This is a genomic window from Massilia sp. GCM10023247 (assembly GCF_042653325.1).
GTDB lineage: Bacteria > Pseudomonadota > Gammaproteobacteria > Burkholderiales > Burkholderiaceae_D > Telluria.
Map to the genome: position 1 here is coordinate 150,009 of NZ_JBHSIB010000026.1, position 12,496 is coordinate 162,504.

The following is a 12,496-nucleotide window of genomic DNA, read 5'->3' on the forward strand; positions in this document are numbered from 1 at the left end:
CATGAAATTGAACCGGCCGGTCAATAAGGGGCGCGATTCAAGAGTAGGCGAGGCCTACAAAGTTTCCCGACGAAATTTTCTGAAATGCGGGGCGTAGTCGGCTTCCTATGAAGAGGCGGCGGCTGCCGCATTCCGACGCCTGTGTAGGTATTGTCTTACCCGCTATGCATGGTTGCGGGGCGATAGAAATAATTCATGGAACGCTAAACAAGCTGATGTGTTGTTTTTTCCACATCGAAAAATTTATGCATTTTGCGTAAAATTTTCGTGCTAGCTTAGTAAATACACCGCTGACACTAATGGTTACTCTGCCTATCCTGGCTGGTTTTGCATGGATAGCCGGACGTGACGGGCATTGCTTTGCCCGTTCGATCCGGAGCTGGGTCGGAATTAGTAAAAACGGTCGCTCGGCGCCGCGGGACCGGAGTCGATTAAATGAATATGGTCATCCAAAACTATCCAAGGGGAATCAGTCATGGCCCAGAACCCGCAGTACAACTTTAACGTCAATCTGGATGACCTGTTGTTCATCCTGAACCAGATCAAGATTGCCGAAAACAGCACCAAGGCGGACGGCTCGATCGACGGCGCCAAGCTGCGCGCCGACGTCGGCAGCCCGCTGCTGCCCTACGGACTGCGCACCGTCGACGGCACCTGGAACAGCTTGTTGCCGGGCATGGAGCGGATGGGGGCGGCGGACAATGTCATGCCGCGCCTGATCGCCGGCGTCTGGCATGACGCCGAAGGCATCCAGGCCAATTTCTTCGGACCCGGCAGCCCCGCGGTCGGCAGTTCCAGCTACAAGCAGACCTATGCAGGCAACATGGTGTTCGACTCGCAGCCGCGCATCATCTCGAACCTGATCGTCGACCAGACCGAGCGCAATCCGGCGGCCGTGATCGCCGCCCAGGACCGCGCCGACATCGCCACCTATCCGGGCCTGGACGTCGTCCAGAAATCGCCCGACGGCACGCTCCTGATCCCGAACCAGTCGCCCGACATCGGCCTGTCGCCGCCGTTCAACGGCATGATGGCGCTGTTCGGCCAGTTCTTCGACCACGGCCTCGACCTGATCGGCAAGGGCGGCGGCACCGTGTTCGTGCCCCTGCAGCCGGACGACCCGCTGTATGTCGAAGGCAGCCCGACCAACTTCATGGTGCTTACCCGCGCCACGAATACCGCCGGCCCCGGCCCCGACGGCAAGATGGGCACCGCCGACGACGACCCGCGCGGCCACGTCAATACCACCACCCCCTTCATCGACCAGAACCAGACCTACACCTCGCATCCCTCGCACCAGGTGTTCCTGCGCGACTACGCCATGGTCGACGGCAAGCCGCTCGCCACCGGCCGCCTGCTCGACGGCGCGCACGGCACCGGCAACTGGGGCGAGGTGAAGGAGCAGGCCGCCAAGCTGCTGGGCATCCAGCTGACCGACACCGACATCTTCAATGTGCCGCTGCTGGCGACCGACCGCTACGGCGAATTCATCCGCGGACCAAACGGCTTCGTGCAGATCGTCACCAAGGATCACGGGCTGGTCGAAGGCGATCCGAGCGCGAACGGGGGGAAAGGAGTGGCGCTGCCCGCCGACACCATGCGCACCGGCCACGCCTTCCTCGACGACATCGCCCACAATGCGGTGCCCGGGACCTACGACCACGACCACAATCCGAGCACCCCGGGCGTGCCGCTGGAGGCCGACGACGACAACGTTGCCGGCGGTCCGGTCGCCGTCGGCAAATACGACAACGAGCTGCTCGACCGTCACTTCGTCACCGGCGACGGCCGCGGCAACGAAAACATCGGCCTGACCGCGATCCACCAGATCTTCCACAGCGAGCACAACCGCCTGGTCGAGCAGTACAAGGACACCATCCTCGCCAGCGGCGACCTGGCCTTCATCAACGAGTGGCTGCGGGTCGACATCAGCGCGCTGCCGGCCGACCCGTCGACCCTGCAATGGGACGGCGAGCGCCTGTTCCAGGCCGGGCGTTTCGTCAACGAGATGCAGTACCAGCACATGGTGTTCGAGGAATTCGCGCGCGCCGTGCAGCCGAGCATCGATCCCTTCGTGTTCTCGAACTCGGCCGACATCGATCCGGCTATCATGGAGGAATTCGCCAACGTCGTGTACCGCTTCGGCCACTCGATGCTCAACGAAAGCGTGGCGCGCATCGACGGCGACATGCAGTCGGACGACATCGGCCTGATCGAAGCCTTCCTCAACCCGGTCGCCTTCGACAAGGACGGCGCGCTCAATGCCCACGATGCGGTCGGCGAGATCGTGCGCGGCATGACGCGCCAGGTCGGCAACGAGATCGACGAATTCGTCACCGATGCCCTGCGCAATAACCTGGTCGGCCTGCCGCTCGACCTGGCCACGCTCAACATCGCGCGGGCGCGCGATACCGGCGCGCCCAGCTTCAACGAAGCGCGCGCGGCCTTCTTCAAGATGACCGGCGACGCCCAGCTCAAGCCCTACACGAGCTGGGCCGATTTCGCGCCGCACATGAAGAACCCGGCCTCGATCATCAACTTCATCGCCGCCTACGGCCTGCACCCGACCATCACCTCGGCGACCACGCTCGAGGCCAAGCGCGCGGCCGCGACCCTGCTGGTGATGGGCGACCTCGACCTGAACAAGAACGGCAAGATCGACTTCCCGGCACCTCCCGCCGAAGGCGAGACGGCGCCCCCGCCGAGCGGCCCGAACGAAGTCGCGCCGAGCGACCGCCTCGCTTTCCTGAACAGCACCGGCGCCTGGACCGCCGCCAACAGCGGCCTGAACAAGGTCGACTTCTGGATCGGCGGCCTGGCCGAAGCGAAGCTCGAGTTCGGCGGCATGCTGGCGCCAACCTTCAACTTCGTGTTCGAACAACAGCTCGAAATGCTGCAGAACGGCGACCGCTTCTACTACCTGAGCCGGACCCAGGGCCTGAACCTGCTCAACGAACTGGAAGGCAACCTGTTCTCGGCCATGGCGATGCGCAACAGCGACCTCGGCGACGCCATGAACACCAGCCACCTGCCGGGCCTGATGTTCGCCACGCCGAGCTATATCCTCGAGATGAACAAGGCCGACCAGCGCACCGGCATCGCCGGCAGCAACGGCCTGATGAACGGCGACCCCGGACGCGCCAACCCGATCCTCAACGCCTTCACCTCGCTGGTGACGCGCAAGGCGCCGGGAGCGGACGTCGACGGCGACGGGCACAAGGACGGCGGCGAGCTGATCTATGCCTATGACGGTCCCGATCACGTGGTGCTCGGCGGCACGCCCGGCAACGACATCATCAAGGGCGGGCGCGGCATGGACACCCTGTGGGGCGACGCCGGCGACGACCGACTCGACGGCGGCGACGAAGCCGACCAGGTGCATGGCGGCGACGGCGACGACATCATCACCGACCACGGCACCCCGGCCGGGGCCGCCGACTTCCTGCGCGGCGACAACGGCAACGACGTCATCAGCAATGGCGCCGGCAACGACATCGTGTTCGGCGGCGCCGGCCAGGACTTCTTCATCGTCGGCCCCGACTTCACCGAGGTGTTCGCCGGCGAAGGCGACGACTTCATCCTCGGCGGAAACGGTTCGGACGCCCTGCTGGGCAACGAAGGCGACGACTGGATCGAGGGCGGCGAGGGCTTCGACAGCCTGTCGGGCGAAAACTCGCAACTGTTCTTCAACAGCACCATCATCGGCCACGACGTCCTCAACGGACAGGGCAACGACACCGACTACGACGGCGAATCGGGCGACGACATCATGGTGCAGGGCGCCGGCATCCAGCGCAACAACGGCATGCTCGGCTTCGACTGGGCCATCCACAAGGGCGACCCGGTGGCTGCCAATTCCGACCTCGGCATCCCGCTGTTCGGCCAGCAGACCCAGTTCATCCTGCGCGACCGCTTCGATTCGGTCGAGGCCCTGTCCGGCTGGAAGTTCGACGACGTCCTGGTCGGCACCATCCGCCCCACAGGCGCACCGGGAGGCGAGGGCGGCATCCTGCTGCCGCCCGACGGCAGCGGCCTGCTGCAAAAGAACGTGGCCCTGATCCGCGGCTTCCAGGAGCTGCTGGGCAAGCCGGCCGTCGACAACCCGGAGGCGATCGTGTTCGATCCCCGGACCGGCGCCGACATCCTGATCGGCGGCGCCGGCAGCGACAAGATCACCGGCAAGAACGGCAACGACCTGATCGACGGCGACGCCTGGCTCAACGTGCGCGTGGCCGTGATGTCGAAAACCGATCCGACCGTGGAGATCCGCTCGGTCGACAGCATTGCCGAACTGCGCGACGACATGCTCTCGGGCGCCATCAACCCGGGCCAGCTGCGCATCGTGCGCGAAATCCTGCAGTCGACCACCAAGGCCGCCGAGATCGACCAGGCCATCTATTCCGACCTGCGCGCCAACTATGACATCACGCGCAACGCCGACAACACCTGGACCGTGGCCCATGCGCGCGGCACCGGCGTCGACGGCACCGACACCCTCCGCAACATCGAGGAGCTGGTGTTCGTCGACGACATCGTCAACCTGACCGGGGAGCCGAGCATCGACGACCTGACGCCGACCGAGCGCCACGCGCTCACCGCCACGCCCGGCACGGTGGCCGCGTTCGCGAACGTGCCGGAATCGGCCATCAGCTACCAGTGGCAGGCCCTGGTCAACGGCGTCTTCGTGAACATCGCCGGCGCCACCGGCGCCGTCTTCATCCCGCAGCAGGCCCAGGTCGGCCAGCAGCTGCGCGTGATGGCCAGCTTCCGCGACGCCGGCGGCGCCAGCCGCGCGATCCCGTCGGCGGCGACCCAGCCGGTCGGCGACCAGGTAGTCGGCACTTCCCTCGCCGACACCCTGAACGGCACCCCCTGGGACGACGAGCTGATCGGGCTGGCCGGCAACGACCTGCTCAACGGCGGCCTCGGCGCGGACGTGCTCGACGGCGGCACCGGCAACGACACCTATGTCGTCGACAACCTCGGCGATATCGTGATCGAGGCGGCCGGCGCCGGTACCGATACGGTGCAGACCACGCTGGCGGCACGCACGCTGGCCGACAACCTGGAAAACCTGACCTACGCGGGCAGCGGCGATTTCGCCGGCACCGGCAACGCGCTGGCCAACACCATCACCGGCGGCAACGGCAACGACACGCTCGACGGCGGGCTCGGGTCCGACACCCTGATCGGGGGCCTCGGCAACGATACGTATATCGTCGGCGAGACCGGCGACCGCGTGACCGAGCTGGCGGCCCAGGGCCTCGATACGGTGCGCACCACGCTGGGCGCGCTGGCGCTGGCGGCGAATGTCGAGGACATGGTGTACATCGGCACCGGCAACTTCGCCGGAACCGGCAACACCGGCAACAACAGCATCACTGGCGGCGCCGGCAACGACACGCTCGACGGCGGCAGCGGCGGCAACGACAGCCTGTTCGGCGGCGACGGCAACGACACCCTGCGCGGACAGGGCGGCGACGACCTGCTCGAGGGCGGCCTGGGCGACGACCTGCTCGACGGCGGCAGCGGCAACGACACCATGCGCGGCGGCAGCGGCGACGATACCTATGTGGTCGGCGCCGCCGGCGACATCGTTACCGAGCTCGGCAACGAAGGCATCGATACCGTGCGCACCAGCATCAGCTACGTGCTGGGCGCCGAACTCGAGAACCTGACCTACACCGGCACCTCGACCTTCAGCGGCACCGGCAATGCGCTGGCCAACCGGCTGCAGGGCGGTTCCGGTTCCGACACCCTGGACGGGCGCGAGGGCGTGGACTGGATGGCGGGCGGGCGCGGCAACGACACCTATGTTGTCGACGAAGCGCTCGACCAGGTGATCGAGCTGGCGGGGGAGGGCACCGATACGGTGCGCACGACGCTCGCCAGCTACGAGCTCGGCGCGAACCTCGAGAACCTGACCTTTACCGGCACCGGAAACTTTGTCGGCATCGGCAACGCGGCCGTGAATGCGATCACTGGCGGCGCCGGCAACGACACCCTCGACGGCGGACTCGGCGCCGACCGCCTGACCGGGGGCGCCGGCAACGACGTCTACCTGGTCGACAACGTGGGCGACGTCATCGTCGAAGGCACGGGCACGACCGCCGGCATCGACGTGGCGCGGGTCTCGGTCAACAGCTACGTGTTGGGCAGCAATGTCGAAGAACTCGTGTTCACCGGCACCGGCAACTTCACCGGTGTCGGCAACAGTTCGAACAACACGATGACGGGCGGCGACGGCGACGACAGCCTGAACGGCGGCACCGGCAACGACCGGCTGATCGGCGGCAGCGGCAACGACACGTATTACGTGAATGCCTCGGGCGACGTGGTGGTCGAGACGGAGTTCGGCGGCATCGACACCGTGATGTCGACCTCCACCTCGCACATCCTCGGCGACTGGGTCGAGAACGCAATCCAGACCAGCACCAGTGCGGTCGTCTTCACCGGCAACGCGCTCGACAACTACCTGCGCGGCAACAGCGGCAGCGACACGCTGCGCGGCGGCGCCGGCAACGACCGGCTCGAAGGGGGCGCCGGCAACGACCGGCTCGAAGGCGGGACCGGCAACGATGTCTTCGTGTTCGGGACGGCCGGCTTCGGCGCCGACACGATCGCCGGCGGCTTCGACTTCGATCCGGTGGGCGGCCAGGACCTGCTCGACATCTCGGGCCTGGGCATCACGGCGTCCAGTTTCGGCTCGAGCGTCACCTTCACCGACCTCGGCGCCGACCTGCGCGTGACGATCGGCACCCTCGGTTCCTTCGTCCTGCAAGGGGTGGGGAACCCGGCCGACATCACGATCGACGACTTCATCCTGCAGGGGCAGGCGCCGTCGGCGCCGGCCGCCATCGCCGCGCCGGGAGAACTGCTGACCGTCTGAACGCCGCAACCGAAGAGACCGTGCAATGCCAGGACCGGCGGCCGTGCCCTGCGGCGGCCCCGGTCCGGACAACAAGACAACAACGATTACAAGAAACAAAACTGGGAGAAGAAAATGAAGTCCATCAGCAAGCACCCAAGCGGCGCGCGGCGGCTACATGCCGCACTCGCCGAAACCGATCCGGCCAGCACCGACCTGATCCTGGTCCATCCGGCCGGCTTCCGGCCCGCCTTCCGGCTCCCGTCCTTGCCCGTCCCGCCCGGCGCCGCGCGGCCGCGCGGCACCTGCGGCCGCAGGAAGAACGGCGCGTCCCGGATCTAGCCCAGCACCGCTTGGGAGAACACCATGAATACGATTTGGCGAGAGCTGCGGCCCCTGCTTGGCTATATGGGCCTGTTTTCCTTTTGCGTCAACCTGCTCTACCTGGTGCCGGCATTGTTCATGCTGCAGGTATTCGACCGGGTGCTGACCACCAACAGCCGCGAAACCCTGGTCGTGCTGCTGGTCGGCACCGGGGTGGCGCTGCTCATCATGCTGCTGCTCGACTACGTGCGCCAGAGCATGCAGGGAGTGATGGCGGCGATGGTCGACGAGCGCCTGGCGCGGCCGGTGGTCGAGACCCTGGTCGAGCGCGCGGCGCGCATGCCGAATGCCGGCGTCGGGGAGGGCATGCGCGACCTGGCCACGCTCAAGAACGTGCTCTCGTCGAATGCCCTTGCGGCGCTGTTCGATGCGCCCTGGGCGCCGCTGTTCCTGGCGCTGATCTGGGGCTTCCACCCGGCGCTCGGCCTGGGCGCGCTGGTGGCCGTGGCGCTGATGCTGGCCGTGGCCTGGCTCAACCACCGCATCACCCAGGGCGCGATCGAAGGCTTGCAGCAGGACGGCCGGCGCGCCTCGAAATACGTGGAAAGCTCGCTGCGCAATGCCGAAATCCTCCAGGCGCTGGGCATGACCGGCAAGCTGCTGGGACGCTGGCGCGCCCTGCAGGGCGAGGTGGCGGCCATGCAGGCCAGCGCCAGCCGCAGCAGCGTCGTCTTCACGGCCCTGACGCGCTGCCTGCGCCAGGCGATCCAGATCCTGCTGCTGGCGCTGGGCGCCTGGCTGGTGATCAGCCAGGAGGCCTCGGCCGGCATCATGATCGCCACCACCGTGCTGCTGGGGCGCGCCCTGCAGCCGGTCGAGCAGCTGGTCGGCAGCTGGCGCGCGCTGGCCGACGGCCGCGCCGCCTACCGCCGCCTGCAGACGCTGGCGCAGGATTTTCCGGACGGCGCCCAGCAGGTCGAATTGCCCTGCCCGGCCGGGCGGCTGGCGGTGGAAAGCCTGTCGTTCCGCGCGCCCGGCTCGGGCAAGCCGGTGCTCTACAACCTGGCCCTGAACCTGGACCCGGGCGAGTCGCTGGCCATCATCGGCGCCAGCGCCGCCGGCAAGTCGACCCTGGCGCGGCTCCTGATCGGCCTGTGGGCGCCGAGCACGGGCACCGTGCGCCTCGACGGCGTCGACGTCGCCTACTGGAACCGCGCCCAGCTCGGCCAGTGGATCGGCTACGTGCCCCAGGATGTCGAGCTGTTCGACGGCACGGTGGCCGATAACATCGCGCGCCTGGAGGCGGTCGATTCCGAGCGCGTGATCCGGGCCGCGCAGCGCGCCAACGCCCACGAGATGATCAACGAGTTCGCGCAGGGCTACGACACGCCGGTCGGCGAGGGCGGCCTGCGCCTGTCGCCGGGCCAGCGCCAGCGCATCGCGCTGGCCCGCGCGCTGTACGGCAACCCGCGCCTGGTGGTGCTCGACGAGCCGAACTCGAACCTCGACGGCGCCGGAGAGGTCGCGCTGGCGCAGGCGGTCAGCGGCCTGCGCGCCGACGGCGTGACGACGATCATCATCACGCACCGGCCCTCGCTGATCGCGCACGTGACCAAGATCCTGGTGCTCGAAGCGGGCCGCGCCAAGCGCTACGGCGACGCGGGTGTAGTCATGAAGGAAATGCAGCGCCAGGCGCAGGCCGTGGTCGATACCGCCGGCGCCGCCGTGGCACGCTGATCAGAACGGTGAAGGGGAATACCATGAACTACGCAATGACGGCCGGCGCACCGGCCGACGAACTGGTCGATGGCGCCATGCCGCCGCGCGAGCAGGGGCGCCGGCTGGCGCGCTTCGGCATGCGCGTGTTCTACGTGGCGATGGTGCCGCTGGCGCTGTGGACCTGCCTGGCGCCGCTGTCGATGGCGGTGGTGGCGCCGGCCTATGTCAAGGTCGACCTGAACCGGCGCCCGATCCAGCACCTCGAGGGCGGCATCGTGCGCGAAGTGCTGGTGCGCGACGGCCAGCACGTGCGCGCCGGGCAGCCGGTGCTGCGGCTGGGCGACGTCGGGGTCGACGCCGACCGCAACCGGCTGGCCTACCGCGCCGTGATCGAGCGGGCCACCCTGGCGCGCCTCGAGAGCGAGCAGCTGCGCGCCGCCAGCCTGCGCCTGCCCGACGACATCCTGGCGGCGGCCCGGCGCGACGAGCGGGTGCGCCAGGCGGTCGACAAGGAAATGAGCCTGTTCGCCAGCCGCCGCAATTCGCTCGAGAGCGAAGCGGCGCTGATGCGTGCCCAGCGCGCCCAGGTGGCCAGCGAAGTCGAGGCGCTGCGCGCCCAGATCCGCAACATCGAGCGCTCGCTGGCCCTGCAGCGCCAGGACCTGGAGCTGAACCGCGGCCTGCACCAGGACAAGTTCATTTCGAGCGCCAAGCTGTCCCAGATCGAGGCGGCCGTGGCCGATTACGCGGCCAAGGCCGACGAGCGGCGCTCGGAACTGGCGCGCGCCGGCCAGCGCATCGCCGACATCGACCTGCGCATCCGTTCGCTGCAGAACGCCTACATGCAAAGCGCCAGCGACGAGGTCAAGGCGAGCGTCGCGCGCCTGACCGACATCGACCAGGAAATGCGCAAGACCGACGACGCGGCCAGCCGCCAGGTGGTGGTGGCGCCGGCCGGCGGCGACATCATCGACCTCAAGTTCAGTTCCCCGGGCGCGATCGTGCGTCCGGGCGACACGATCGCCGAGATCGTACCGTCGGACGCGCGCCTGATGCTCGAGGCGCACATTCGTCCGGAAGAAATCAACCACGTCCACCTGCGCCAGAAGGCGCGCATCAAGTTCACCGCCCTGACGTACCGCAGCGCCCCGATGGTCGAGGGAGAAGTGACGTATATCTCGGCCGACCGGCTGGTCGACAAGGCCACCGGGCAGGCGTATTTCAGCGTGCTGGTCGCCGCCAGCGAGCAATCGCTGCTGGCCGCGCGCGACATCAGGCTGCAGGCCGGCATGTCGGCCGAGGTGTATGTCGACGGTGCCAAACAGACGCCGCTGCAATACCTGGCCGAGCCGGTCATGAAGACGATCCGCAGGGCAGGGCGCCAGATGTAGCTGCGGGCTTTGGCATGGACATCCGGAACACGCGCATGGACCCGCAGGAACGCCGTACCGACCTGCGCCGGCGCGCCATCTTCACGCTGCTGATGCTGGCCGGCGGCAGCGCGCTGCTGGCGGCGCAGGACGACCCGGCGCGCCAGGCCGCGCCGCGCCTTGCCGCCGGGGCCGGGCCCGCCGGCGCCTCGCCCCTGCGGACCGCGCGCGGCAGCTACCGCCCCTTCAACGCGACTGCCGTCCGGCCTGGCCGGATCGGGCAGCCATCGACACCGCAACAATGGAAACGGAGTACACCATGAATACCGACGATGGCGGGACAGGCGGCGCACGCCCGGCCCGCACCCATGTGCACAAACGGCGCCTGGCAGGCGCTTCGCTGGCGGCGGCCGGTGCCGCCGTGCTGGCCGCCGGGACCAGGCTCGGCTCGAGCGCCACCGCGCCGGCGTCCCCGGCGGAGCCGGCTGGCGGCCCGGCGGGCGCCGGTGGCGCCGCCGCGACGCCCGGCACGGTCACCACGGCCGGCGCCGTCGCCACGCTCGGCACCGGCACCACCGCCGCCCGCGGCGACTTCAAGATCGAGGACGTCGGCAAGGCGCCCTACACGACGCCCTTCATCGTGCCGCTGCCGATGCCGCCGATCAAGGAGCCGGTCAGCGGCCTGAGTCCCGAACCGGGCGAGTATCCGGACGAGGACGAGGCCGGGCGGCTGCCGCACCAGGCCTGGGGCCGTTTCCCGCCGAAAAAATTCTATTACATCAAGGTCGAGGAAAAGGAGCACGAGTTCCATCCGGAACTGCCCAGGCAAAAGATCTGGGGCTACGACGGCATCACGCCGGGCCCGACCTTCGTCGTCAAGTATGGCGAGCCGATCCTCGTGCGCATCGAAAACGCCCTGCCGAAGGACCACGTGGGCTACGGCACGCCGGAGATCTCGACCCACCTGCACAACGGCCACACCCCTTCGGAGAGCGACGGTTTTCCCGGTGACTACTACAGCGAAACCAAGTGCGGCTCGACGCTCGAGCGGCCCGGCAAATTCAAGGACCACCACTACCCGAACGTCTGTTCCAACGTCGACGCCTATCCGGACACCGGCGGCAACCGCCAGCTCGCGCTCGGCACGCTCTGGTACCACGACCACCGCATGGAATTCACCGCGCCGAACGTCTACCGCGGGCTGGCCGGCTTCTACCTGATCTTCGACGAACTCGATTCCAGCGACGAGTACGACGCGCGCCCGGGCGCGCTCTGCCTGCCGTCCGGGGTCGGCAGGTACGATATCCCGCTGGTGTTCCAGGACCGCCGCTTCGATTCCGGCGGCTACCTGTTCTTCGACCAGCTCGACCCGGAAGGCATCGTCGGCGACAAGTTCTGCGTGAACGGCAAGGTCCAGCCGTATTTTTCGGTCGAGCGGCGCAAATACCGCTTCCGCATGCTCAACGGCTCGGCCCTGCGTTTCTACGAGTTCTATCTCGTCTACCAGGGCGTGAACCAGGGCTTTCACCAGATCGGCAACGACGGCAACCTGCTGCCGGCCCCGGTGGCGACCAACAAGCTGCGCCTGGGGGTGGCCGAACGGGGCGACCTGATCATCGATTTCGCGAAATACCCGCTCGGCGCCAAGCTCTACATCGTCAACAAGCTCGAGCACCTGGACGGGCGCGGGCCGACCGGCCGCATCCTCGAGCCCGGCACCCAGATCATGCGCATCGACGTCGACCGCGACCCGGAAACGCCCGACCACAGCCAGGTGCCGGCCGTGCTGCGGCCGCTCTCGCCGGTCGACCTGCGCAAGCCGCGCCCGGAGCGCCGCTTCGACTTCGGCCGCCTGAACAACATGTGGACCGTCAACGACCAGCTATTCGACGAGACCAGGCCGATCGCGCAGGTCAAGCGCGGCGTCGAGGAAATCTGGACACTGCGCGGCAAGGGCAGTTGGAGCCACCCGGTGCACATCCACTTCGAGGAGATGCGCATCCTCTCGCGCAACGGCCGGCCGCCGCCGCCGCACGAGGCAGGGCGCAAGGATGTGTTCGTCCTCAGCCCGGGCGAGGAGGTGCGGATCCTGGTCTGCTTCCGCGACTTCCTCGGCAAGTACGTCATGCATTGTCATAACACGATCCACGAAGACCACCACATGATGGCGCGCTTCGATGTCGTGGCCTGAACCAGGGTTTTAGAGAGAACGAGG

At 67.7% G+C, this 12,496-nt stretch carries 6 protein-coding genes; all 6 read left to right on the forward strand.

Annotated elements, in window-relative coordinates:
- Positions 1-475: 475 nt before the first annotated feature.
- The 6 genes from ACFPAH_RS21550 to ACFPAH_RS21575 all read left to right on the forward strand — a co-directional run bounded on the left by ACFPAH_RS21550 (position 476) and on the right by ACFPAH_RS21575 (position 12,472).
- Complete coding sequence (locus tag ACFPAH_RS21550; RefSeq protein ID WP_379749453.1) at positions 476-6,889, forward strand: peroxidase family protein; 6,414 nt, start codon at positions 476-478, stop codon at positions 6,887-6,889.
- A gap of 114 nt (positions 6,890-7,003) precedes the next feature.
- Positions 7,004-7,210: a hypothetical protein gene (locus ACFPAH_RS21555; RefSeq protein ID WP_379749455.1), complete on the forward strand. Its 207-nt coding sequence runs from the start codon at positions 7,004-7,006 to the stop codon at positions 7,208-7,210.
- Between the two features lie 24 nt (positions 7,211-7,234).
- Positions 7,235-8,929, forward strand: coding sequence for a type I secretion system permease/ATPase (locus ACFPAH_RS21560; protein ID WP_379749457.1), 1,695 nt, complete (start codon positions 7,235-7,237; stop codon positions 8,927-8,929).
- A gap of 23 nt (positions 8,930-8,952) precedes the next feature.
- Positions 8,953-10,302, forward strand: a complete 1,350-nt coding sequence (locus tag ACFPAH_RS21565) for an HlyD family type I secretion periplasmic adaptor subunit (protein WP_379749459.1) — start codon at positions 8,953-8,955, stop codon at positions 10,300-10,302.
- A gap of 14 nt (positions 10,303-10,316) precedes the next feature.
- Positions 10,317-10,604, forward strand: a complete 288-nt coding sequence (locus ACFPAH_RS21570; protein WP_379749461.1) for a hypothetical protein — start codon at positions 10,317-10,319, stop codon at positions 10,602-10,604.
- Positions 10,601-12,472, forward strand: coding sequence for a multicopper oxidase family protein (locus ACFPAH_RS21575; RefSeq protein ID WP_379749463.1), 1,872 nt, complete (start codon positions 10,601-10,603; stop codon positions 12,470-12,472). The genes ACFPAH_RS21570 and ACFPAH_RS21575 overlap by 4 nt, the downstream gene beginning before the upstream one ends.
- Positions 12,473-12,496: the final 24 nt, after the last annotated feature.

What these genes read in the sequence shown, in the direction of transcription:
- ACFPAH_RS21550 (WP_379749453.1), top strand. Translation starts at nt 476, where the DNA reads ATGGCCCAGAACCCGCAGTACAACTTTAACGTCAATCTGGATGACCTG.
- ACFPAH_RS21555 (WP_379749455.1), top strand. Translation starts at nt 7,004, where the DNA reads ATGAAGTCCATCAGCAAGCACCCAAGCGGCGCGCGGCGGCTACATGCC.
- ACFPAH_RS21560 (WP_379749457.1), top strand. Translation starts at nt 7,235, where the DNA reads ATGAATACGATTTGGCGAGAGCTGCGGCCCCTGCTTGGCTATATGGGC.
- ACFPAH_RS21565 (WP_379749459.1), top strand. Translation starts at nt 8,953, where the DNA reads ATGAACTACGCAATGACGGCCGGCGCACCGGCCGACGAACTGGTCGAT.
- ACFPAH_RS21570 (WP_379749461.1), top strand. Translation starts at nt 10,317, where the DNA reads ATGGACATCCGGAACACGCGCATGGACCCGCAGGAACGCCGTACCGAC.
- ACFPAH_RS21575 (WP_379749463.1), top strand. Translation starts at nt 10,601, where the DNA reads ATGAATACCGACGATGGCGGGACAGGCGGCGCACGCCCGGCCCGCACC.